The organism is Candidatus Thiodiazotropha sp. AKAK3, from assembly GCF_058244645.1.
In genome coordinates this window covers 1-24,176 of sequence record NZ_JBSYOQ010000022.1, presented here as the reverse complement: position 1 = coordinate 24,176, position 24,176 = coordinate 1, and the positions used below count along the sequence as shown (strand labels likewise).

The window sequence follows — 24,176 nt, the reverse complement described above, 5'->3', positions numbered from 1 at the left end:
GGAACCCAAAGTGCAAATTTCCAAAATTACCTATTCTATACCTTTAATCACATCAACGGACTCTGCGCGAGGCTAGAAGTGACCCGAATACCAGGGTAAGCGCCAGCAGCAACATCAGACCGAATAGCGACTGCTTGAGTGGCGGCGCCGGCGGCAGGTGCATTATTGGCAACGGTTGTCGTTGCGCCTCCTGAAATGCCATATAGAGCACTAAAGGTGTGATCGCCCACCTCTGTTACGTTGTAGTTAAAAGAAGCAGTGCCAGCACGGGTAGCCCCACCACCACCATTTGTATGTATATAATTTGCGCCAATACTCGCGCAACCATTGGCATCATCCCTATGACTAAATGTTTTTCTAATCCAGGCCAAACAATACCTGAAGTGATTGGGGCGGAAATCTAATTTTATTCTGATTTCTTGATGCAGGCGATTTTGGTATTCGATAGTATCACCAGCTTCATCCTTATATTAAGTATAGTTAGAGTATTTTTGTGATGTTTAAATAATTAATAGTTCTACAGGCATAGTTGTAAGGAAGAAAAATGGCACAATAAAGGCGTGATGCCTCAGTGGATTCCAATAATCTCATCTCCCCCAGCCTGAGTTTACCTGCCAGAAGATTTTAAGTGCAGACTTAAAGCGCTGGAATTAATCTATTTTTTACTACCGTTTATTTTTAGGTGAATGCATAACTCTAACATGGTGGTAGTATTCGCTACTGTTTGAAAAATTCGTTTCTATAACAGTTTCAGAGTATGCCTTATCTCTTGCTCTTTTTAGGCTGATCAATTCAACGATGTTCGGTGCGTTTCTGAAAATAGTACTATGCTCCTATCCAGAAATTACGGCTGTGTAACAGGTTGGAATATTGAGATCAGGCTCGCATCTTAGACTAGGTCAACTTACTAAACTGGCGCCGAATTAATTGAGATGGAGAGGGGAATGGAAACAACTATGAGGAAGGAGATACTGTGACTCTATTATCAAGTTTGTTTACACTTGACCAGGCTGAGCAGAAGAGAAAAGAGTTGCAGGCAACGATAGAGCTTCAGCAACAGGTCGAAATTGCGTTTACCCTTGGGCGCTCGTCTGGGAGCAAATCAGAAGCGAAAATAAAAAGTAGTTCAGATAAGCACCTGAAGAGCCTGGTAGAGATGGGAGCAAGTATTGCAGATGAGTTGACCGATAAAGAGCTCTTTCATTTACAAGGGCTAACGCAACCTGCCACAACTCGCCAGGTGGAAATTCTGAAACATTTTAAGATGCCACGCTCATTGAGTGGAAACAAAACAATGGCAAATTATTACATCAGAAAGATATTTTCTGATGCCGAGAATATTAAAGAGTGGCAAAAACGCCCCCCCACATCAAGAGTTATGCAGGGATTGCTTTTTATGGATGGCGTTCTGGCTCGGGGTATGACTCAGCGTGAGGCACAATTGAAACTGAAAAAAACCGGTGTCAAAGATCCTGCGAGGTTCCTTGAGTGGAAACAGATAGAATATCTTTTTCTAGGGGTTAATGATCAAGTGACCCGCCAACAAAATGCCACCAGAAAAATCACCTGGAAACGTTTTTATCACTACTATGATGAAGTATTAAGTAATGGTCTATCAAACGATGAGGTCACTGTTGAGATGGTTTTAAGTCTGATTGTCAGTCAGCAGAGAAGCAATCTTGTTCTCCCTAGTGCATCTGCTTCTGATATGGGCACGCTTTCCGCTTCAGTGTAGACCACTGTTAATCTGTGGCTCTACTTAGAGGCAGTCGCATGGTGAAGGTCGTTCCAACCCCTTCTTCGGTCTCAAAGTAGAGTTCACCCTGATGTTTTCCAACGACAATATCTTGAGCAATTGCTAATCCTTGACCTGTCCCTCGCCCGACATCTTTGGTAGTAAAGAATGGGTTGAATACATGATCCTGTGCCTCCTTGGGTATTCCTGTGCCGGTATCGCTAATGCGTACTTCAGCATGATTACCATCTAAATTCGATGTGATGTTGATAGTGCCTTTCTGCTCACGTTTGGCGCCTTCTATGGCATGGGCTGCATTGACAATCATATTCAGAATGACCTGAGAAATCTCACCAGCCAGACACTCTATATTCGGTAGATCGTCACTCAATTTCAGGTTCGTCTCCGCTACATATTTCCACTCGTTTTTACATACTGCCACTGCATTGCCGATAATTCTGTTTAAATCTGTAGCAACCATCTCTTTTGAACCAGGGTGAGCAAATTCTTTCATCGCTAAAACAATATCGGCAACTTGAGCTGAGCCACTGATAGATTGTTGTATGGCATTCGATGTCTCTTCACCAAGATAATCCAAGTCTATCTCTTCTATAATCTCTTTTGCGTTTTCCACTTCGGCTTTGAGATCTGGATGATCTGTCGCTTTTTGCATGAGTTTGAGATAGGCATTTAATAATCTATCGATATCTTCATGAGACTCCTTGAGAAACCTTAAATTGTCACCGATATATTGGATGGGTGTGTTTATTTCATGAGCGATACCACCGGCTAATTGCCCCACAGCTTCCATTTTATGGGTCTGATTCAGCTCTCTTTCCAGCTGTCTGCGTTGCTCATCGGCTTTTTTTCGTTCTGAAATATCGTTAAAGGTGACAACAACGCCAATTTCTTCCTTCTCTCTTATCAGGGGAGAGACTGAATAGGCAATATCCACCGCTCGGCCCTCCTTGTGAAAAAAAGTATCATCATAACCGGAACGGGTTATTCCATCTGCTAGTGTTAGATTGATTGCAGATTCTACCGAGTTATCTGGATCTGGGGTCTTATCACTATAAACCATTTTGCTAAACAGACTCCCCTCCATCTCTTGCGTGTTCCAACCCAGTAACCACTCACTTTCAGGGTTTGAGAATTTAACTCTACCTTGTTCGTCTAACACTACAAATCCCTCACTCATACTCTTAGTGACATCACTGAGGAATTGTTCTTTCTCTTCCAGGTCGTCCTGTGTCTTTTTTAACATGAACCAGTGTTTGCGCAGCATGTGGATGAGAAAATTTGCGGTGAAAGAGATCACAATAAAGCCAGTAATGTGCAGAAATAACATGATCTGCTTTGCCTTGAACTGCGAGGCAATTATTGGTTTGGCCATCACTTTTACGCTGATTCCACCACGTATATCACCTGCAGTTTTTCCCTCATATCCATGACAATTGAGACACTGCTCCTGCATGAAGACAGGGCCCATATATCTAAAAAACTCCGGCTCCTGCTGCAGAAATTCCTCAAAGATAAATTTCGATCCCTTTTCGAATTGTTTGAGAGCGCCTGATTCCCATGGGTCAGCGAGATTTTCAGGATTCATTGGTTGCGCTGATACGGCACGATAGTGGATATCTTTAACACTCTGTTTCTTGAGAAGGGTCGGATCATTTGCCATCAAAATGGGGTTGATCTTGGTGAGTCTGACCATCTCAAACATGATTTTTCCACGTTCGAAGGCAATCTCTTTTACAGACCGGTCAATTAGGGTGAGATTCCATATTAGAGAAAGGGATGCTAAAAGCAGCCAAAAGATTATTGGGGATAACCAATAGTATTTTGATTGTAGTAGTCGAATCAGCATTACTGCATCCATTTCTTCGTATCAGGTGGTGAGGGGTACCTGATGTTCTAGTCCAGCTTCATAAATAATATAACGGTCTGATTAGATTTTACTTGAGAAACATATACGCCATTCAATTCCAATAAGTTTTCCGCTACTTTTTGTGCGGTTTGAAATGGGTTTCAAAGTCAGCGCCATGTGCTGGTTTGCAGGCTTGATTGCTCGACTAGTAGGATATATGCCGGATGCGAAGTGTAAATGAAAATATTCTTATAAAAAACGGGTAATTAGTGGCACAATCCTGTCGCAGAAAGTGTATGAAATGAGTGTTCCTTTTCCGTTACAAAGAGGCCAAATCTACCATGTCTATGACACAAACTCAGGAATTGCAGCTCAATCACCGATCGGTAAGACGTTTTCTGGATAAACCGCTCAATCCTGGCCAACTCGAGGCGTTGATCCGTTGCGGTCAGGCTGCGGCAACTTCGAGCTTTATTCAGGCATATTCAGTTGTGCGGGTGACACGGCCAGAGGTTAGGTCGGCTATCGCAACGGCTGCTGGGGGGCAGATTTGGATAGAGAAGGCTGCAGAATTTCTGGTATTTTGTGCTGACTTGCGTCGTATCAACAGGGCCTGTCAAAGCAGAGAGATGGGTGAACTGGAGGGGTACAGTGAGCACAGCTTGGCTGCAGTCATTGATGTCGCGTTAATGGCGCAGAATCTGATTTTGGCGGCAGAGTCTCAAGGCTTGGGGGGTGTCTTTATCGGCGGCATTCGCAATCAACCGGAGATCATTGTGGAACAACTCAGTCTGCCTCACTGGGTAACGCCACTATTTGGAATGTGTCTGGGCTGGCCGGATTCAAATAGTGAGGTAAAACCAAGGATGCCTGTAGATTGTATTCTGCATCAGGATCAGTATCAGGATATAGCACCAGATCGAATGGCAGAATACGATCAACAGATGTCAGATTATTATGCAGCGCGTGGTACCAATATAAAAATAACAGATTGGTCTAATGCCACGGCGAATGCCGTACAAGGTAAGAAGAGGGCGCATATGCTCGATTTTCTGCGAGCCAGAGGATTTTTTGTCTGTTAGCATCTTTTTATGCCACCTGTTTCAGGGCCAATAAAATAGATTTATCACTACCATCCCAAGATAATTCTCGGCTTCACAAGGATCAAAAATACAAAACTTAAGATCAGGGTAGGGTGGGGCCATGCCCCACCAAAATAGCGATAGAGGCCTGCTCAATATGGGTGAATGGGATAGAACTTAAATGGCTATAGAGCCAGCTATATTCTATTTTTCAGTTTATCCGGTGGGGCATGGCCCCACCCTACGCATATGTTGAACCGCGAAGGGATATGGCAAATAGCCGATGCAATTATCCTGCACATTTAAGATCAGGGTAGGGTGGGGCCATGCCCCACCAAAATAGCGATAGAGACCCGCTCAATGTGGGTAAATGACTTAGTTTTAGGCATATTATTACTGATTTTATGATAAGTCCTGGCTACTAACTGTTAAAGTGGCGATATTTGCGATACTTTATTCGAATATCCAATCTGTAGCTTGAAAATGAATAGAGTCTTCTCCAGCGTTCATCTAGATACGAGCGGGACACTCAAAGGTCTCAGGGGATGTCTAGAAGCGGCTATAAATAGTGGTGCACAGGGTTTACTGCTATTGATTGGCAGTACAAGTGCCATCGACATTAAGACCCTGCCTGATCTATTGCATGCATTGCCTGTTCCTGCGGTTGGTGTGGTTGTGCCAGGGGTTATCCTTGGGGATGAATCATACGAAAGTGGCATATTGGTGTGTGGTTTAACATCAACTTCTATCGCCTATGTGGTACCTGACATTACCCGATCAGAGAGCGCTCTCAATCGAGATATCTCAAAAATATTAGCTGCCAACCAAAATAGATCAAGCGTATTGATTGTTATTGATGGTCTATCCAAAGGGGTGGATAACTTTGTAACCACACTGCATGATTGTATAGGACCCAATGTCGAGGTAATTGGTGCAGGCTGCGGCTATATCGATTTTTCTTCACGTCCAAATATCGTCACACCTGAAGGATTGATCTCTAATGCAGCGCTGTTGTTATTCAGCACCATGTCGCTGACTACCTCTGTCCGACATGGATGGGAAAGGGTTGAGGGGCCCTTTTTAGTGACTGATGCGACCGATAATCTGATACATCAGATTAATTATCAGCCCGCTTTTCCATTCTACATGAACATTGTCGCCCAACATCTTGGTCATTCAGTGGAGGTTGAGGCGTTCAGTGATCTGGCTAATCACTATCCTTTCGGAATGGAACAGCTGGATAGTGAGTTTCTTGTACGTGATCCGGTAAACCGTGTCGGCAACTCCATAGTATGTGCCGGAGCTGTTCCTACTGACGCAATGGTATATCTGCTTCATTCCAATCGGGATGATCTGATCGATGCTGCGGGAACTGCAGCGCTCAATCTGTGTAATCGCTACTCCAATCGCTATAGCTCGGAAGATGGTCTGATTGTGTTTGTGATCGACTGTATCTCCCGGCGAATGGTGTTGGGTGATGATTTCAGTGATGAGCTGGCAGTTATCCGGCGAAATCTGCCTAAAAGCATTTCTGTACTGGGTATTCTATCTGTCGGTGAAATTGCCAACTCCGACCAGGGGGGGATCCAGTGGCTGAATAAAACCACAGTGATTGCTGGATTGGCGAAATGATCGAGTCACGTCAAATCGATACCTTGAGCTTAATCTCAATTCAGCATGAATTGGCGATGAATATCGGTCTCAAACCGCAACTGGTTCCAATGGTGCGGCATCTGATGAAGGTCTGTCTGCGGCGCCTTTCTGTACGCAGGGTCTATCTTTTTCTGCAGATAGAAGAGATTGAGTTGCTACCGACTGAAGCCAACCCGGGCCCCGAGGGTTGTGTCTATTTTGCCATGCCTGCCGATCATCAAGGTGGGATTCTTGAAACACCGCAGATTGGAGAGTGGATCGCTGCATTTTTCCGTAGTGAAATAGCCTCAAAGGAAGTGACTGTTTTTCAAATTGGCCAGCAGTTTTTTTATGTCTATCCGCTAGCTGATAACGGCATATTGATTCTTGAGCGTGCTCAAACGCCTTTGCCGGATATATTGATTGGCGCATTGACACCTGTCTTTGAACGTCTACGTCAGGGATATGAAGCGGCAATCCAGCATGAGCAGATCACCCATGAAGTGCAGCGCAGAAGAGTTGCAGAAAGACGTATTGAGCATCTGGCATTCCACGATGACTTGACTGGCCTTCCCAATCGAAGATTTCTGCTTAGACAGATTAAACATAACATTGATACGGTCATCTCAGAGAAGGTATTTAGCGCATTGGTCTACTTGGGGCTGGATAATTTCAGCGATATCAATGAGTCTCTTGGTTACCAGATTGGGGATGCTGTTCTGGCCCAACTTTCACAACGTGTTTTTTTTCCTCGCGACCATATGACAGTTGCCGCTCGACTCGATGGTGACGAGTTTGGTGTCTTGATGACAAACCTGCCAGCTGATGATAAAGCTGCAAGGGAACGAGTAGTGGAGTTGACCCGCTGGCTTTTAGCACAGATTGAAGAGCCCTGTGAGGTCAACGGCCGATCGATAAGCGTGTCTGCAAGCGCTGGCATTGCTATGTTGACCGGTAGAGGTGATGAGCCCGAGGCGCTGCTCAGTCACGGTCGCTCTGCACTCCGCCGGGCAAAAGCGCTAGGCCGCAGTACCATCCATCTTCACAACACCTCTACAGATGAGGGCACCAGTCAACGTCTCAGCCTCGATTATGATATGCGCTCTGCCCTCAAGGTCGGAGACTTTCAGCTTTGGCTGCAACCCCAGGTTGACCCTGAGGGATGCATCATAGGGGCAGAGACCCTGATCCGTTGGCAACATAAGGAAAAAGGTATGATGTCGCCGGGTACCTTCATTCCAATGGCAGAAAAGTCAGGCTTTATTGTCCCCCTCAGCGAGTGGGTAGTAATTGAAGCCTGTAAACTGATCAAAATACTCGATCAGCAGGGTGCACTGCCTGTTGGGGCTCAGCTTGGGGTTAATTTAAGCGCCAAGCAGTTTCATCAACCCGATTTTGTCAGTCGTCTATTAGCCACAATAAAAGAGTCCGGTGTAGAACCCAATCGCTTAGAGCTGGAACTGACTGAGGGGACATTGCTCGATAATGTTGAAGAGGCGATCGAAAAGATGAGGCTGCTGCGGGATGCAGGACTACATATTTCAATTGATGACTTTGGTACCGGTTACTCCTCTCTGGCCTATCTGCGCAGACTACCCATTAATCGGGTCAAAATCGACCAGGCCTTCGTCGCTAATATCGATACTAATCCAGATGATCAAGCCATTGTTGAGGTCATTATCTCTATTGCACAACATTTCAAGATGAAAGTGATTGCAGAAGGCATCGAGCGGTCAGAGGCCCTTGAGGTTTTATTGGATATGGGCTGTCATCAGTTTCAAGGTTACCTGTTTCATCGGCCGATGCCTCTGGATGCGTTTCTGAATCTGAAGTAATCAGGTTCGAATCAATTGCTCAGACGTTTATATTTGATGCGGTGAGGTTGGTCGGCTTCCGCACCCAAACGACGTTTACGATCGGCTTCGTAATCAGCATAGTTGCCTTCAAACCAGACTACGCCAGAATCACCTTCGAATGCCAGAATATGGGTTGCGATACGATCCAGAAACCAGCGATCATGGCTGATGACTACCGCGCAACCTGGGAATGAGAGCAGGGCCTCTTCCAATGCCCTGAGGGTCTCCACATCCAGGTCGTTGGTCGGTTCGTCGAGCAGCAGTAAATTACCGCCACTTTTAAGTAATTTCGCGAGGTGTACCCGATTGCGTTCACCGCCTGATAGATTGCCAATCCGTTTCTGTTGATCTGAGCCTTTAAAATTGAAATGGCTGACGTAGGCCCTGGAAGGCATCTGAAATCGATCTACCGTAAGGATGTCCTGACCATCAGATATCTCTTCCCATACGGTCTTATCCGCATCCAGAGCATCGCGGCTCTGATCGACATAGGCAACTTCCACACTCTCACCTATGCGCATTTCACCACCATCCGGTTTTTCCTGCCCGGTAATGATACGGAAAAGAGTGGTCTTACCTGCGCCATTAGGGCCAATGATGCCAACAATGCCACCTTTTGGCAGGTTGAAGGTGATGTCGTCGTAGAGCACTCGATCACCAAAAGCCTTCTTTAAATTTTCTGCTTCTATCACCTGATCACCCAGTCTTGGGCCTGGTGGGATATAGAGCTCATTGGTCTCATTGCGCTTTTGAAACTCTTGAGACTGCAACTCTTCGAATCTTTGCAGACGGGCCTTGCTCTTGGCATGGCGTCCCTTTGGATTGGAGCGTACCCACTCAAGCTCAGACTTCATGCTCTTTACATGAGCTGCTTCTTCACGGGACTCTTGTGCCAGGCGCTGCTCTTTCTGCTCCAGCCAGGAGGAGTAGTTGCCCTCCCATGGAATGCCGTAGCCCCGATCAAGTTCGAGTATCCAGCCAGCGACATTGTCGAGGAAGTAGCGATCATGGGTAACCGCCACCACAGTACCTGTATATTCGTGCAGAAATCGCTCCAACCAGGCTACAGACTCAGCATCGAGATGGTTGGTCGGTTCATCCAGCAGCAGCATATCCGGTTTTTCCAACAGCAAGCGGCACAAGGCGACCCGACGACGCTCACCGCCTGAGAGTGTTTTTACGTCAGCATCCCAGGCAGGGAGACGAAGGGCGTCGGCAGCAATTTCCAGCTGTCGCTCAATGTTGTGACCATCGCAGGTTTGGATAATGTCTTCGAGTTTGGCTTGCTCCTTTGCCAGGGCATCGAAGTCGGCATCAGCTTCGGCGTAGGCGGCGTAGACTTCGTCAAGACGTGACAGGGCCTGTTTGACCTCGCCCAGTGCAGCTTCCACATTGCCTCTGACATCAAGGGTTTCATCAAGCTGGGGTTCCTGGGAAAGATAACCGACTCGTATGCCGGCTTGAGGACGGGCTTCGCCTTCGATGTCAGTATCAACCCCTGCCATGATACGCAGTAGAGTCGATTTACCTGCACCGTTGAGTCCGAGTACGCCGATTTTGGCGCCGGGGAAAAAAGAGAGGGAGATATCCCGCAGAATCTGCTTTTTCGGGGGAACAACTTTGCCCACCCGATTCATTGTATAGATGTATTGGGCCATGATTTTCAAATAGTAGTATTGATTTTCAGAGAGTGGCCATCCATTAACACGGCATGCCAGGTCGTCGGGTTAATCGATCGCTCATATTATTGGCCAATATCCTAACATGGGTGCATCCCTGCAGGTAGTTCTACCTGTTATTGGATGATTGTCTGGAGGCTATTGCCTGAAACGTACACGCCCCATTTTCCGCAATTTCACCTCAAGGCCGGGTCAGGCAGTTTTCGAAGTCTATATCCACTGAACCAAATTCAGTTTTATCAATTCTATGGGGTAGGGTGCAGTCTGAATCAGAATAGAGTTTGGGGCTTGTCTGGATGGTGCCGAAGCTGGTGAATTCGTAGTCGCTTTTGCCCAAAGATTTGTCTCAGTTGTCTCATCCATTGGAACAGGATCGCAGGATTCAGTGATCCAAGTGCCCTGAAGAGGGGGATTGTTCAGTCTGATTCTTTGAGTCGTGGTTGCAACCGGAGAAAAGAAATAACGTAATAATCAGTGTGATGTTTATGTCTCTATTCATGATATCCCTATCTTTTTTTGGTGGCTATTCCATAGCTTGTACTACCAGCAGACTAGGCCGCTGCGGCCCGCTAGTTGATCATGTTACTACGCGATCTGATCATCTGCAGAAACTCACTTTCGGGAACAGGGCGGCTGTAGAAAAATCCCTGGGCCAAGTGGCAGCCGGCAATATTGAGTTGGTCAATCTGTGTCTGACTCTCTACCCCTTCAGCGATAAGATCCAGATTGAGTCCCCTGGCCATTGAGATAATCGCAGTGACTATGGAGTTGTCACCTGTGGATTTGATCCCTTCGACAAAAGAGCGATCCATTTTCAGAGTGTTGATCGGTAGTGATTGAAGATAACCCAGGGATGAGTATCCGGTGCCGAAATCGTCGATGGCAATACGTATGCCTTTAAGGGAGAGTCGGGATAGGGTATCTATGGCTTTCTCCATATCCTGCATAATGGCATGTTCAGTAATTTCAAGTTCCAGTACATTTCTGGGCAGGTTATGTCGCTTGATGATTGCCAATGTTTTATTGACGAACTGATCCATCTCCAACTGCTGTACAGAAATATTCACCGAGAGACTCAGGGTGATGTTCTCCTCTGTCTGCCAGCGTTGCATATCCTCGCAGGCCTTGCGCATCACCCATTCGCCGAGTGGGATGATCAGGCCCGACTCCTCAGCAACATTGATAAATTCGTTAGGTTGAATGAGGCCCTTCACAGGATGCTGCCATCGCACCAGTGCCTCAACGCCTACCATTCTGTTTTCCAGCATATTGTATTGAGGTTGATAGTAGAGGCAGAGTTCATCTGTGGATATCGCCTTTCTCAGGCCATTTTCTATATCCAGAGAAGCGGCGAAATGGGTTTTCATCTGCTCGGAGTAGAATGCGTAGCCGTTTTTACCTGAATTCTTTACCTTATACATGGCAATGTCGGCATTCTTGATCAAGGCGTCCTTGGTATCGCCATCACCGGGATAGACGGCAATGCCGATGCTGAAGCTCATGTAGATCTCTTCAGTTTTGATGAAGAAGGGGTTAGAGGTGAGACGTAGAATCTTCTCAGCCAGATTACGCGCCTCCTGGATATCATTGATCTCTGGAATCAGCAGATTGAATTCATCTCCACCCACCCGTGCCAGGGTGTCAGCTTCTCGCAGTTCACTGCGCAGGCGTTGTCCTACCAGTTTCAGCAGTTCGTCACCAACGAAATGGCCAAGGGAATCATTGATGATCTTGAACCTGTCCATGTCGAGATACATCACCACCAGTTTTTTACCTGAGCGCTTCGATTGCGCCATGGCCATGTTCAGCCGGTCTCGGAATAGTGTTCGATTTGGTAAGTTGGTCAGCAGATCATGGTAAAGCTGATACTTGATCAACTCTTCAGCCTGTTTTCGCTCTGTGATGTCTCTGGCGACTCCGTAGGTGCCAATAAAGGATTTTTGATTTTCATTATCAACGGCGTAGATGCCTATAGAGCTCAGCTCTATAGGAACTGTTCGAGATTCAAAATAACGCGGTCCCTCATTGATTTTGCAATTCAATCGTAACTCTGTGCTTCGTGTTGCACGATCACCAGTGCGCCGTTCATTGAATGTATAATGGGCCTGATTGATATCCTCCTCATAGACCAGTTTTGAGAAGTGTTGACCAATCATCTCCTTCGGGGGATAACCCAACAGGGTTTCGACGCGTTCATTGACGAATGCAAACCGGCCTTCCTGATCGAGCAGGTAGATCATATCCGGAGAGTTATTGACGATGAATTTGTGCAGTGACTCAGATTCATTCAGGCGTTGTGATATCTGGGTATTTTCTATCTGTAAGCGTCGTCTCTCCAGGGTGTTTGAGATGGTACGTAACAGCTCTTCAGGCTCATAGGGTTTTCGCAGAAAATCCTGGGCACCTTTGCGCAGGGCCAATGAGGCATGATCGAAAGTGGCTTCTCCACTGATTACGATAATGTCACAATCGATACTCTCCTGACTGATATGTTCCATTACTTTGTGACCATTCAGGTCAGGCATGTTGAGATCGAGCAGTATCAGGTCGAAACTGCTGCTATCAAGAAGTTCTATCGCTTCCCTGCCACTTTCTGCCAGGGTTATCTCATGCCCAGAGAACCTCAGTAGCTCTTTCAGGCTGGCTCTTGCTCTGGGTTCATCATCTGCGATAAGAATTCGTGCAATACCCTCCCGCTTGCGCTGCTCTTTTTTGAGCCCGTTTGGTATTGTGGAGAAGTTTCCTTCAATCCCCGGCCATGGTGCTGGATAATATGGATGCATTGCTTATTCTCATGCCGTACGAGGCAAAAATAACTGAAAACGCGTTCCCGTTTTGTTGTTCGAGGTGCAATTGATCACCCCGGAAAGTTCATCCATTAAACTTTTGATTATCGCCAGCCCAAGACCTGAATGTGAGCTGTCTTTGGTACTCTTCCCAGGCAAAAAAAGCTGATCCATGATCTCTGAATCGATCCCAGGCCCAGAATCCACAATTTGAATCTCAATATGGGCCTTACCATTAAGATAGGCATTATCTCTGGTTGCAATACTCAGTTTCCCTCCCTCTGGCATGGCTTCGACTGCATTTTTGATCAGATTGGTTAGTATTTGCTTCATATGACCTCTCTGGAGAGTGATCAGAGGGATATTGGCATCGAGGTCGACTTCGGTGTTGATATTGTGGGTTGTAAACAGTGAGGATTGAAACAACTTGTGAAGATCCGTAATCAGACTGTTGATATCCACCCTTTTTTCCTGTTGTTCCAACTCATCAGGAATATCCCGGATACGTAGCAGAATCTTGCCGACCCGGTTGATCTCATCTTTGATGATATCCAATTCTTCCTTTACCTGGTTATCATCACCCAGCTTCATGCCCAGTATATGTAGGTAGTTGTTGATGATTCCAAGTGGATTATTGGCCTCGTGAACCACTTTTCGCGCCTCCAGGTGGAAGGCGGCGCGCTCATCATCAAGTAGCTGTTGCCGTGATGTGGATATCTCCTGCTGAAGCTGTAGTGTTTCACCGGCTTCACGGGCAAACAGTTTCAAAAGTGATATCTGAGGGGTGAGAGCATCGTATTGGTGCTTGTCCATACCGAGTGCGATCACGCCAATGGGATACTCTTGGGATGTCAGAGGCAGATAGAGCAGTGCTTCACTGCTGATCAGGCGCATCAATTGTTGATCTGCAACCGACAGCCTTGCTAGATGTGCATCATCATGGGTGAAAGCAAGGCTTTGGTTGTTAAAAACCCAGGCTGCCGTACTACGATCCGATTCAATGGCAATTAGCAGATCCTGGATCTTCTCTCTGCGAGTCGGGGAGGGACAGTGAGGGATTAATTGTGGTGCATCTTCCGCTTTCAGCAGGAAACAGACCTGTTTGATTCCGAACAGTAGATCAACATCTCTCTGTATCTGCTGCAGAGTGGCAGAAAAATCGGCCTTTTCGCTTGTTCTCGCCAGAGTGCCACCGAAAAGCGCAGCTTGTTTTACTCGTTCACCAAGTGCCTGCTGCTGCGCCTCACTCTTCTCTTTAGTCGAGGAATTTTCTCCTGTGACAGAGAATGGGATACCTAAACTACCTGCGGCTGCGCTGGCCTTTTCATGGGCGTCAGTAATGACCTGTTCCAATACAGCCTGATTCAAACCAAACAGCTCATCGCCTTGGGCCAGTGCACTATCATCTGGTTTGATACCGTTTGCGACGAGTTGACATGAGAGGTTCACCAGTTTGACCAGCTGTGAACTGTCAAGAATGTTTTCAGCCGGTTCACACTGAAAACGAAGCGCATCAGAAAGAAAACCCTCAAGCTGCCATCGATCGACCATCTCTGATCCAATCAGCGGAAAGGTCGCCCCGTAACTCTTCTCTTCTGCCTGTAGCAGCGCTTGGATTTCCTGGTTTGTATCGATCAGTTTCAGATATCCCTGATGATCTGATTGCAACAGTGCAAGTTGTCCAAGACGATGAAGCAGACCGGCCAGGTAAGCCTCTTCTAATGTTGCGTAGGCAGTGAGTTCAGCCAGGGAGCGGGCAACATAGGCGCAGACCAGTGATCTTGACCAGATCAGATCTAGACTTTGACCAATCTGTTTACTGAGGTTGGAAAAGTATTGCTGAACCGCACTGTTGATAGCGATGGTTCTGACACTGTTGATGCCCAGCACTACCAGCATCTGTTGAAGCGTAGTGAACTCGTTCCATTGTCGATAAAAAGGTGAATTTGCTGCTGACATTACTTGGGATGTGATACTGGCATCCTTCTGAATGATCTCTGCCAATGATTCGAAACTCACATCGGGGTTATTGCAGCTATCAATCAACGCTATCAGTATCGCTGGCGGGGAAGGCAGATCGCAAAATTTGCCTGCAGTTGTTTTGTTTTGCTGTTGAGTTTCCACGTAAATCCCAAGTTTATTATAGAGTTATACCTGGATGTTGTTGTAATTAATAGCACTAATCCTTCATTTGTAAAAGCGTTTTCACTATGTCTGCATGTCTTGCAGGTAGGGCATGCTTGAATAATAGTATTTTTATTACTATTGGATGGCATATTCGGCCAGGTCAATAATGTTATTAACAACCGAGGTGAGTGTGGCATCACCTGTTCAGTTGGCGTTGAAAGTAATATTTTCAAAGATCCAGGCAACAAGCTTGATGTCGGAAAATCGCCTGATTGGGTCCGTATGAGGAGTCAATTTTTTGTCTTTTTCTTTTTAGCAATTTATAACTTATTGAAAATAATTGATAAAAACAGGTCAACCAGGGTGGCACTTTAATTGCATTCGTTGATGAGTAGTCTCATTGAGGAATGACAACATGGCAAACGAACAGGAATCTGAAGAGCTCGACCTGGGTGAAGAGAAGAGCGGAAAATCCAAGCTCATCATTATTATCGCTATTGTAGCGGTTGTGCTGATCGGCGGTGGTGTAGCTGCATTTTTTCTACTCAGCGGAGATGAGGAAGCTGAAGCTGAAGAAGCAACAGCTGAAGAGCAGGTGGAAGAGGTGAAGGGGCCAGCTCAATATCTCGATTTCAAACCGCCATTTGTAGTCAATATGCCTGGCAAACCAAGCCTGTTGCAGATCGGTGTCAGCATACGGGTCTACTCTGAGCCCATGGCAGAGTTCATCCGCCACAATGATCCCATGATTCGTCATCATCTACTCAATCTTCTATCAGCTAAAGATGCGAAATCCCTGAAAACACGTGAAGCCAAAGATGCCTTGCAGGATGAGATGCTGCAGGCACTGAATCAGGTGGTGAAGGAGTTGGAAGGGCCGGGTGAAGTGGATGGGATCTTTTTTACCAGTTTCGTGATGCAGTAATCCAAACATATAGGAATTAGAGATGAGTGCCAGCGACCTGCTATCACAAGAAGAGATCGATGCCCTGTTACATGGTGTCGATAGTGGGGATGTCGCCACAGAATCAGAAGTTTCGGATGAGGGTGGTACCGTCTCATATGATTTTACCAGTCAAGACCGAATTGTACGGGGGCGGCTACCAACTCTGGAGATGATTAACGAACGATTCGCAAGATTGTTTCGCACCAGTCTCTTCAATATGTTGAGACGAACAGCGGATCTGTCAGTTTCTGGCATCCAGATGCAGAAATTCTCTGAGTTTGTCCACAGTCTTTTTGTACCAACCAGCCTGAATATGATCCGTATGCCGCCAATGCGTGGGAAGGGGTTATTCGTATTTGATCCAAAACTGGTATTCAGCGTTGTTGATAATTACTTCGGTGGTACCGGTCGTTTCCATACCAAGATTGAAGGTCGTGATTTTACGCCCACAGAGAATCGGGTTGTTCAGTTATTGCTGAACAGCGCCTTTGAAGATATGAAGAGTGCCTGGAAGCCTGTATTCAATGTCGACTTCGAATACAGCGGGTCTGAAGTCAATCCACAATTTGCAAACATCGTCAGTCCATCAGAAGTAGTAGTAGTGACCTCTTTTCATGTGGATCTGGAAAATGGGGGAGGTGATTTCCATATCTGCTTGCCCTATTCAATGCTTGAACCCATCCGCGAATTACTGGATGCCGGCGTTCAAAGTGATCGGGGCGAAAGAGACGAGCGTTGGGAGCGGTCACTTAAAGAAGAGATTTTGGCTGCAAAAGTGGAATTGTGCAGCAATCTGACCGAGGTGCAAATGAGTCTGAAAGATCTGGCAGGATTGAAAGCTGGTGATGTGATTCCGATCGACATGCCGGAAGAGGTAGAGGTTGAAGCAGCTGATGTTCCGGTATTTAAAGCCAAGTTAGGTGTTTCTGATGGAAACTATGCCTTAAAGATCAGTGAATGGCTTATAAATAATCAGCGCAAAGGTTTGCACGATTATCTTGAAATAGAGAACAAGGCCTGAGCAATCTGTCGGAGTCATCTCCGGGAGCTTGTTGTAGCTTGATTGTTATCGATGGCCAAGGGTAAATCCCCTAAGAGGGTATGAAGATGAGTGATGAGAAAAGTGTTGATCCTAATGAAGCGTTAGCTGATGAATGGGCAGCAGCGCTTGAAGATCAAGCGGATGATGAACAACCGACAGATACTGCAGCAGCCAGCTTTGATGAGCTGACAGATGAATCTGCATCAGTAAACAGTGTCAACATGGATGCCATTTTGGATGTGCCAGTGACTATCTCGATGGAGATTGGACGCACTAGAATTAATATCCGAAATTTATTGCAGCTAAATCAAGGTTCAGTAGTTGAACTTGATCGGCTGGCAGGTGAACCGATGGATGTTCTGGTTAATGGCACCCTGATTGCACAAGGTGAAGTTGTGGTGGTAAATGAGAAATTCGGCTTACGTTTGACCGATATCATCAGTCCATCCGAACGGGTCAAGAGGTTAAGTTGATGACCCGCTGGCTACTGATTGGGATTTTTTTCAGTAATTGCCTGATGGCAGCTGAAGAGACAAAGAAGCAGATAGGTGTCAATGTTTCTCCAATCGGCGCTGAAGGACTTTTAAGTACAGTCAGTGGTTTGTTGATTGTATTGGCAGTGATCGTTGGCGCGGCCTGGCTGTTCAAACGCTATGGCCAGATGTCCATGGGCGGGAAGGGTTTGGTTCGCATTGTTGGTGGCGCCTCGGTCGGTAGTCGCGAACGTGTTGTAGTGGTTGAAGTTGAAAACACTCGAATGTTGATCGGCGTAGCACCTGGACAGGTGCGCATGCTGCACTTGCTGGACGATGGAACTGCAAATTTCAAACAACATCTTGAAGAGCTTGAACAGCAAAATGATTCGACTCCTCAGGGTAGTGAGAAAGCACAATGAAAATTTTGTGGCTTATCTTCGGATTGCTTGTCAGCGGTTTGTTGCAAGCCGCTCCTGGTGTAGATGCTTTCAGTGTTACCCCTGGTGCTGATGGCGGGCAGACTTATACTCTGACTATTCAGGTTCTGATGTTTATGACCGCCCTGACTATGTTGCCTGGGGCGCTGATGATGATGACTTCCTTTGCAAGGATCATCATCGTACTGGCAATCCTGCGACAGGCCTTGGGTACTCAAAACACCCCTTCAAATCAGATTCTCATTGGACTCGCCCTGTTTTTGACACTATTCATCATGATGCCGGTGTTTAATGAAGTAAATGAGGTAGCAGTGCAACCCTATATGGCAGAAGAGTTGGATACCATGCAGGCACTTCAGGCTGCTGCGGAACCGGTTAAAACCTTCATGCTTGCACAGACACGCGAAGATGATCTGGCTCTGTTTGCAAGGATCGGTAATTTTGGTGAATTCAACGGACCTGAAGAAGTGCCCTTCAGTTTATTGTTGCCCTCATTTGCAACCAGTGAATTGAAAACAGGTTTTCAGATCGGTTTTCTACTGTTCATTCCGTTTTTGGTAATCGACTTGGTGGTGGCCAGTATTCTCATGTCGATGGGCATGATGATGCTTTCGCCAATGATCATTTCGTTACCTTTCAAAATCATGTTGTTCGTACTGATTGATGGCTGGGCGTTGGTGTTTGGCACTTTGGCATCCAGTTTTCAAATATAGACGGGAGATCTGCTCATGAGTCCTGATACTGTAATGGCCATCGGACAGAATAGCCTGGAGGTTATCGGCATCCTCTCCGGGATGATATTGCTTCCTGCTTTGGCTGTGGGCTTGATCATTGCCATGTTTCAGGCAGCCACGCAGATCAATGAGATGACCCTGACATTTATCCCCAAGCTGGTTGTGTCTGGACTGATTTTAATGTGGGCAGGTAATTGGATGCTGCAACTGTTAATGAATTTCTCGATTAATTTAATCGAGAGTATACCTGAGCTGATTCTGTAATCAGCGATGGAGAATCCGGTAGACGATCATGGTCTTCAATGAAGTTCAACTCAATGCCTGGATCGCAACCTATTTTTGGCCGATGGTGCGTATTAGTGCCATGCTGCTCTCCGCTCCTCTGTTCAGTTCCCGCCAGGTACCGGTACGTTTGCGTCTGTTTTTGATGGTGCTGATCTCATTTTTAGTTGCACCAACACTGCCTCTGTTGCCCCCAGCAGATGTTCTTAGTCACACCGGATTCATGATTATGCTTCAACAGATTCTGATTGGCATCATGATGGGTTTTCTGTTGCAGATGGTATTTGCAGCATTGGTATTCGGTGGTCAGGTCGTCGCCTACAGTATGGGCTTGGGCTTTGCTTCAATGGTGGATCCGGCAAATGGCGTACAGGTACCCGTGATATCACAGTTTTATCTGATCCTGGCGACACTGCTTTTCTTGATCTTTAACGGCCATCTGCATGCGATCGAGTTGATCTCTGACAGTTTTCTCACAATGCCGGTAGCGGTGGATGGTATTTCACGGAATGGGTTAATCGAACTGGTCGCCTGGGGTAGTCGTCTGTTTGCAGGGGGGCTGATTATTGCGTTGCCTATTGTCGGTGCTATGTTGATGGTGAATATGGGCATGGGAGTGGTGATGCGTGCTGCGCCTCAATTGAATATATTTTCGGTAGGATTTCCAATCACTATGTTGCTCGGATTCGCGCTGATGTGGGTAAGCTTGCCAAATGTTTTTGCGGTATTTACCGAGTTGCAGGATGAGGCCTTCCAGCATCTGATGCTGACCCTGAAGGTGGAGAGGTGAATCATGGCTGACAATGAAAACGGCCAGGAAAAAACAGAACAACCCTCATCGAAACGCCTTGATGATGCGAAACGAAAAGGCCAGGTACCGCGATCACGGGAGCTCAACAGCATGGCGGTTACACTGGGTGGTGTCATCTGCCTGGTGATAATGAGTGGTTCAGTTGGTGATTCCATGTCACAGATGATGAGTGATGGTTTTGTAATCACCAGAGAGCAGATATTTGATATCAACGCCATGAGCCAAAGTTTGGGTGAAGGGTTTAGGAAAGCCTTTATTGCCATAGTTCCATATTTTTTGCTAGTGATCGTAGCAGCAATTCTCAGTTCCGTAGCTTTGGGTGGTTTTTCAATCAGTGCGGAATCCATGACACCAAAGCTGAGCAAGTTGAGTCCTTTGAAAGGATTGAAAAGGATGTTTTCAGCAAAAAGCTTGGTGGAGATGTTGAAAGCAATGGCGAAATTTTTGTTTATTGGTGGCACAACCATATTGTTGTTGCGAGCGACATTGGACCAATTTCTGGCGCTACACAATATGGAAATTACCCCAGCATTGCAGCATCTCAGCGCGCTTATTGGCTGGTCGGTTATTTTAATGAGTGCAACACTGATTCTTATCGCGGCAATTGATGTGCCTTTTCAATTATGGGAGCACAAGCGTCAATTGAAAATGACCCGTCAGGAAGTGCGCGATGAGATGAAGGAGACGGAAGGGCGTCCTGAAGTCAAAGGACGGATACGCCAGTTACAACGGGAGATGGCACAAAGACGGATGATGCAGGAAGTTCCTCAGGCTGATGTTATTGTGACAAACCCGACTCACTATGCTGTAGCACTTAAGTATGATCCAGAGGCGATGCATGCGCCGAAACTTGTTGCCAAGGGTGCTGATCTTGTGGCGCAGAATATTCGTAAGGTTGGCGCTGAACACAAGGTGCCTGTTGTAGAGTCCCCCGTTCTGGCCAGAGCCATATTTTTCCATACTGAATTGAATACCTTCATTCCTGCTGGTCTCTACATGGCCGTGGCCCGTCTGTTGGCTTATGTATTTCAGCTTAAGGCCTATAGCGCTGAAGGTGGTCTATATCCCGAGATGCCTGATGATTTAGAGGTACCGGAGGAGTATCAGCATGAATAATTTTCGGCTGCTGATAATCTGCACTAACTCGGATGAAGAGAATGGATAATATTGCAATTTTAGACAACATCAAACAACTGGGTGCACGAGGTCTCGGAGCACCACTGGTGCTGGTGATGTTGTTGGCAATGCTGGTTATTCCTCTGCCACCTATCGCATTGGATATGTTTTTTACCTTCAATATCACGCTCTCTTTGGTTGTGATGTTGGTCGTTATCTATACTCGTCGGCCGTTGGAATTCTCAGTTTTTCCCAGTATGTTGCTGATTGCCACCCTATTAAGATTGGCGCTCAATGTTGCATCGACTCGGGTGGTACTGCTTGAAGGGCACACTGGTGGTGATGCTGCGGGTAAGGTAATCGAAGCCTTCGGTTCGTTCGTAATCGGTGGTAACTATGCGGTTGGTCTGGTGGTATTTCTGATTTTAGTAATCATTAACTTTGTAGTGGTCACCAAAGGTGCGGGCCGGGTTTCAGAGGTCAGTGCAAGATTTACCCTGGATGCCATGCCAGGTAAACAGATGGCCATCGATGCAGACCTCAACTCTGGCCTGATCGACCAGGATGAAGCGAGAACGCGAAGAGAAGATGTAGCTCGCGAGGCAGACTTTTATGGTGCCATGGATGGTGCAAGTAAGTTTGTTCGCGGTGATGCTATTGCAGGTATTTTGATTCTGTTCATCAATATTATTGGTGGTCTCTCCATTGGTATGGCGCAACATGGTCTGGATTTCTCAACGGCCTTGCAGAACTATGTGTTGTTAACCATTGGTGACGGCCTGGTAGCGCAAATTCCCTCACTGTTACTCTCTACCTCGGCTGCAATAATCGTAACCCGGGTTGCCAGTACACAGGATGTGGGTGGGCAGATCGTCAGCCAGCTATTCAATAGCCCCAAAGCACTGTCCGTTGCAGCGGCAGTTTTGTTTTTGATGGGTATTATTCCAGGCATGCCCAATTTTGCCTTTCTAACACTTGCGGCTGCAGCGGCCGGGGGAGCCTGGCTGATCTGGCAACGCCAGCAACAACCTGAGGAAGAGCTGCTTGTCGAAGAACCTGTTGAACAACCTGAGCAGCGGGATCTGAGTTGGGATGATGTTCAGCCCGTTGACCTGGTAGGTTTGGAAGTCGGTTATCGGCTGATCCCATTGGTTGATCGCAATCAGGGTGGTCAGTTGATGAACAGGATCAAAGGTGTCCGGCGTAAACTCTCTCAGGAACTGGGCTTTCTTATCCCATCGGTTCATATTCGAGATAACCTCGATTTGGCACCTAACAACTACCGAATTTCGATCAATGGTGTGGTGGTTGCAGAGGTGGAAATCTACCCCGACCGAGAGCTGGCAATAAATCCAGGTCAGGTCTTTGGTCAGTTACAGGGTACGCCAACTAAGGACCCAACATTCGGACTCGAAGCAGTTTGGATCGATCCGGAACAGAAGGATCATGCCCAAACACTGGGTTATACCGTTGTCGATGCGAGTACGGTGGTGGCTACACACTTGAGTGAAATACTCCAGTCACAGTCAAATGAACTCTTAGGTCATGAAGAGACACAACAACTGCTTGATCTGTTAGCACGAAATGCACCTAAACTGGTGGAAGACCTGGTGCCTAAAACGCTATCTCTTAGTGTGGTTACCAAGATACTTCAGAATCTTCTATCAGAACATGTTCCCATCAGGGACTTTCGTACCATTGCTGAGACATTGGCTGAGCAATCTACACGCAGTCAGGATCCAAATGTGTTAACAGCCGCTGTTCGTGTGGCTTTATCACGGGGGATAGTGCAGAAACTTATAGGTACCACAGAAGAGATTCCTGTTGCTGTTTTAGATCCTGGATTGGAACAACTGTTACAACGCACCTTGCAGGCATCTGAAGATGGTCAGGCTGGTTTTGAACCTGGATTGGCCGAACGACTTCAGAATGCACTGGCTGAGACCCAGGCTTCAATGGAGGCGCAAGGACAACAAGGCTTACTGCTGGTTGCTGCACCTATTCGGTCCTGGATGGCGCGTTTTGCAAAGCATACTGCACCAGGTATGCATATCCTCTCTTACAATGAAGTCCCGGATAATCGACAGATCAAAGTGATTTCTACGATAGGAAACGGAGAGGCTGCAGCAAGGGCATAGTTACTAACCAGGTCATAGGTATTAATACTCGACGGCCTGTCGTTAAATATCATAAGGGTAGGGGCTACAAGCGTGGCTCAGCTCGGTGTTGCGGCTCTTGACGCGGGCTGGGCCATTCCATCCTTAGGTCCGTAAACGGCACATCCTTGTGCCACGCCTTGATCTGAGCCACGCTTGTAGCCCTAATTGCGATTTATGGCAACTTTATTGATCACACGGCTTCCTTGCTCAGGCTTAACCAGAGACATCAAAGGTCGATCGAATGTGTCGAGGTGAGGTTATTAAACAATAGCAATAAATGGTCAGCATTACGTCTTGTAATCGCAATTGTGATCTGTCAATCTTGCCGCGCATAAAGATGGAACATCTGTTCTGGAGGGAGCCTGTGAATAGTCTAATGGGAACTCCAGTACTACTGGTGTTCATAACGAAAAGTATATTGTCTTCAGCCTGTTTTAAATATGGTAGAGAGTCCAGTTTTAAGGCGTTTATTTGTTCCACTAAAAAGTTTTGGGTTTATTTAATTAGTGAATCTACATTTTATAATGGAACAAGGGTCTACTGTGATGAATAGGTTAAAAAGAAGACAAAAGCCATGTTTCGTAGATTATTTCTACGAAGTCTATAGAAGTCAGTCTCTCCGTGAACCGATTCATGAATTGACCGGAAGAAATTAACCGAGCCAAGAATCTCTGACTTTCCATCTGCAATAAAAGCTTTCGATATATAGTCCACCAAGATGCGGTTGAATGCATCTGCTATGGGTATGTTTTAAGAATTAAAGTTGTATCAGGTGAGCAGGCATAACTCTGAGTACATCATTCCACTAAAGATTATGGCGGGATTAAAAGATGATAAATATCTGTAAAATTCACAAATCCATTACACTTGTTCAAGTGGCGATCATTGTTATATCGTGCCTGGTATCGTCCTTGGGTGTTGTGAGCACACATTCTATGACAGTCTACGCCTGGTATCTGGCAATGGCAGGTATTGTATCGGTCATAACGACATCTATTGCATTAGGTATTGTTCTCATGCTTACGCGTTTAATTTATCCATCCAGATCACGTAAATTGTCCGAGTCTGATTGTCGTTGGTTCGTTAGGCCGAAACCTAACCTGGCTTGTGGAATGGATTAAGGTAACTCTGAGACGGTGCATTCTTGCGGCAGGATATGGTTCGTAACTTGTTCAGAGGTTCCTTAAGCTTTAACTACTGAATAGACGTAAATACAAATATTTAACCACGGAATACACGGATTACACGGAAAGTGAACAAACAATCCTTCCGTGTTGCTCTGTGTCATCCGTGGTTGAAGAGGGTTTTGAATGCCTATATTTATGCTTTAACCACGGAATACACTGAATGCACGGAAAATGAACAAACAATCCTTCCGTGTTGCTCTGTGTCATCCGTGGTTGAAGAGG

18 protein-coding genes are annotated in these 24,176 nt (G+C 46.4%); 13 read left to right on the top strand and 5 right to left on the bottom strand.

Going from position 1 to position 24,176, the window contains the following annotated elements; all coding sequences use genetic code 11:
• Positions 1-47: 47 nt before the first annotated feature.
• Positions 48-371 (bottom strand): hypothetical protein, encoded by a 324-nt coding sequence (locus tag AC4IE7_RS03205; RefSeq protein WP_490775361.1) that lies wholly within the window; start codon positions 369-371, stop codon positions 48-50.
• Positions 372-973: 602 nt separating this feature from the next.
• Here AC4IE7_RS03205 and AC4IE7_RS03200 point away from each other — a divergent pair.
• Positions 974-1,735 (top strand): hypothetical protein, encoded by a 762-nt coding sequence (locus AC4IE7_RS03200; protein ID WP_490775360.1) that lies wholly within the window; start codon positions 974-976, stop codon positions 1,733-1,735.
• Positions 1,736-1,742: 7 nt separating this feature from the next.
• Here AC4IE7_RS03200 and AC4IE7_RS03195 read toward each other — a convergent pair whose 3' ends face one another.
• Positions 1,743-3,458 (bottom strand): ATP-binding protein, encoded by a 1,716-nt coding sequence (locus AC4IE7_RS03195; protein WP_490775359.1) that lies wholly within the window; start codon positions 3,456-3,458, stop codon positions 1,743-1,745.
• 485 nt (positions 3,459-3,943) lie between these two features.
• Here AC4IE7_RS03195 and nfsA point away from each other — a divergent pair, with 485 nt between their 5' ends.
• The 3 genes from nfsA to AC4IE7_RS03180 all read left to right on the top strand — a co-directional run bounded on the left by nfsA (position 3,944) and on the right by AC4IE7_RS03180 (position 8,151).
• On the top strand, positions 3,944-4,684 hold the full coding sequence (nfsA, locus tag AC4IE7_RS03190) for an oxygen-insensitive NADPH nitroreductase (RefSeq protein ID WP_490775358.1): 741 nt from the start codon (positions 3,944-3,946) through the stop codon (positions 4,682-4,684).
• Positions 4,685-5,167: 483 nt separating this feature from the next.
• Positions 5,168-6,316, top strand: a complete 1,149-nt coding sequence (locus AC4IE7_RS03185; protein WP_490775357.1) for an FIST signal transduction protein — start codon at positions 5,168-5,170, stop codon at positions 6,314-6,316.
• Positions 6,313-8,151 carry a putative bifunctional diguanylate cyclase/phosphodiesterase gene (locus tag AC4IE7_RS03180; RefSeq protein ID WP_490775356.1) on the top strand — a complete coding sequence of 613 codons (1,839 nt, stop codon included), beginning with the start codon at positions 6,313-6,315 and terminating at the stop codon, positions 8,149-8,151. The genes AC4IE7_RS03185 and AC4IE7_RS03180 overlap by 4 nt, the downstream gene beginning before the upstream one ends.
• Positions 8,152-8,162: 11 nt before the next feature.
• Here AC4IE7_RS03180 and ettA read toward each other — a convergent pair whose 3' ends face one another.
• From ettA to AC4IE7_RS03165, 3 genes are all read right to left on the bottom strand, one after another.
• A complete protein-coding gene (gene ettA, locus AC4IE7_RS03175; RefSeq protein ID WP_490775355.1) occupies positions 8,163-9,830 on the bottom strand; it encodes an energy-dependent translational throttle protein EttA in 1,668 nt (555 codons plus the stop codon).
• A gap of 590 nt (positions 9,831-10,420) precedes the next feature.
• A complete protein-coding gene (locus AC4IE7_RS03170) occupies positions 10,421-12,634 on the bottom strand; it encodes a putative bifunctional diguanylate cyclase/phosphodiesterase (protein ID WP_490775354.1) in 2,214 nt (737 codons plus the stop codon).
• 9 nt (positions 12,635-12,643) lie between these two features.
• Positions 12,644-14,761, bottom strand: a complete 2,118-nt coding sequence (locus AC4IE7_RS03165; protein WP_490775353.1) for an HDOD domain-containing protein — start codon at positions 14,759-14,761, stop codon at positions 12,644-12,646.
• 418 nt (positions 14,762-15,179) lie between these two features.
• Here AC4IE7_RS03165 and AC4IE7_RS03160 point away from each other — a divergent pair, with 418 nt between their 5' ends.
• The 9 genes from AC4IE7_RS03160 to flhA all read left to right on the top strand — a co-directional run bounded on the left by AC4IE7_RS03160 (position 15,180) and on the right by flhA (position 22,746).
• The gene (locus AC4IE7_RS03160; protein WP_490775352.1) at positions 15,180-15,689 is read left to right on the top strand and encodes a flagellar basal body-associated FliL family protein; all 510 of its coding nucleotides are present in this window, start codon (positions 15,180-15,182) and stop codon (positions 15,687-15,689) included.
• 22 nt (positions 15,690-15,711) lie between these two features.
• Positions 15,712-16,731, top strand: coding sequence for a flagellar motor switch protein FliM (fliM, locus tag AC4IE7_RS03155; RefSeq protein ID WP_490775351.1), 1,020 nt, complete (start codon positions 15,712-15,714; stop codon positions 16,729-16,731).
• Positions 16,732-16,817: 86 nt separating this feature from the next.
• On the top strand, positions 16,818-17,225 hold the full coding sequence (fliN, locus tag AC4IE7_RS03150) for a flagellar motor switch protein FliN (RefSeq protein ID WP_490775350.1): 408 nt from the start codon (positions 16,818-16,820) through the stop codon (positions 17,223-17,225).
• Positions 17,225-17,647 (top strand): flagellar biosynthetic protein FliO, encoded by a 423-nt coding sequence (gene fliO / locus AC4IE7_RS03145; protein WP_490775349.1) that lies wholly within the window; start codon positions 17,225-17,227, stop codon positions 17,645-17,647. Before fliN ends, fliO begins: the two co-directional genes overlap by 1 nt.
• Positions 17,644-18,378, top strand: coding sequence for a flagellar type III secretion system pore protein FliP (gene fliP, locus AC4IE7_RS03140; RefSeq protein WP_490775348.1), 735 nt, complete (start codon positions 17,644-17,646; stop codon positions 18,376-18,378). Before fliO ends, fliP begins: the two co-directional genes overlap by 4 nt.
• A 15-nt stretch (positions 18,379-18,393) precedes the next feature.
• Positions 18,394-18,663 carry a flagellar biosynthesis protein FliQ gene (gene fliQ, locus AC4IE7_RS03135; protein WP_490775347.1) on the top strand — a complete coding sequence of 90 codons (270 nt, stop codon included), beginning with the start codon at positions 18,394-18,396 and terminating at the stop codon, positions 18,661-18,663.
• Between the two features lie 28 nt (positions 18,664-18,691).
• Complete coding sequence (fliR, locus tag AC4IE7_RS03130; protein ID WP_490775346.1) at positions 18,692-19,471, top strand: flagellar biosynthetic protein FliR; 780 nt, start codon at positions 18,692-18,694, stop codon at positions 19,469-19,471.
• A 3-nt stretch (positions 19,472-19,474) separates the two neighbouring features.
• Complete coding sequence (flhB, locus tag AC4IE7_RS03125) at positions 19,475-20,608, top strand: flagellar biosynthesis protein FlhB (protein WP_490775345.1); 1,134 nt, start codon at positions 19,475-19,477, stop codon at positions 20,606-20,608.
• A 50-nt stretch (positions 20,609-20,658) separates the two neighbouring features.
• Positions 20,659-22,746, top strand: a complete 2,088-nt coding sequence (gene flhA, locus AC4IE7_RS03120) for a flagellar biosynthesis protein FlhA (RefSeq protein WP_490775408.1) — start codon at positions 20,659-20,661, stop codon at positions 22,744-22,746.
• Positions 22,747-24,176: the final 1,430 nt, after the last annotated feature.

Bases quoted from the DNA above. Each gene is read 5' to 3' on its own strand.
- AC4IE7_RS03195 (WP_490775359.1), bottom strand. From the start codon at position 3,458: ATGTTTGAGATGGTCAGACTCACCAAGATCAACCCCATTTTGATGGCA.
- nfsA (WP_490775358.1), top strand. From the start codon at position 3,944: ATGTCTATGACACAAACTCAGGAATTGCAGCTCAATCACCGATCGGTA.
- AC4IE7_RS03185 (WP_490775357.1), top strand. From the start codon at position 5,168: ATGAATAGAGTCTTCTCCAGCGTTCATCTAGATACGAGCGGGACACTC.
- AC4IE7_RS03180 (WP_490775356.1), top strand. From the start codon at position 6,313: ATGATCGAGTCACGTCAAATCGATACCTTGAGCTTAATCTCAATTCAG.
- ettA (WP_490775355.1), bottom strand. From the start codon at position 9,830: ATGGCCCAATACATCTATACAATGAATCGGGTGGGCAAAGTTGTTCCC.
- AC4IE7_RS03170 (WP_490775354.1), bottom strand. From the start codon at position 12,634: ATGCATCCATATTATCCAGCACCATGGCCGGGGATTGAAGGAAACTTC.
- AC4IE7_RS03160 (WP_490775352.1), top strand. From the start codon at position 15,180: ATGGCAAACGAACAGGAATCTGAAGAGCTCGACCTGGGTGAAGAGAAG.
- fliM (WP_490775351.1), top strand. From the start codon at position 15,712: ATGAGTGCCAGCGACCTGCTATCACAAGAAGAGATCGATGCCCTGTTA.
- fliN (WP_490775350.1), top strand. From the start codon at position 16,818: ATGAGTGATGAGAAAAGTGTTGATCCTAATGAAGCGTTAGCTGATGAA.
- fliO (WP_490775349.1), top strand. From the start codon at position 17,225: ATGACCCGCTGGCTACTGATTGGGATTTTTTTCAGTAATTGCCTGATG.
- fliP (WP_490775348.1), top strand. From the start codon at position 17,644: ATGAAAATTTTGTGGCTTATCTTCGGATTGCTTGTCAGCGGTTTGTTG.
- fliQ (WP_490775347.1), top strand. From the start codon at position 18,394: ATGAGTCCTGATACTGTAATGGCCATCGGACAGAATAGCCTGGAGGTT.
- fliR (WP_490775346.1), top strand. From the start codon at position 18,692: ATGGTCTTCAATGAAGTTCAACTCAATGCCTGGATCGCAACCTATTTT.
- flhB (WP_490775345.1), top strand. From the start codon at position 19,475: ATGGCTGACAATGAAAACGGCCAGGAAAAAACAGAACAACCCTCATCG.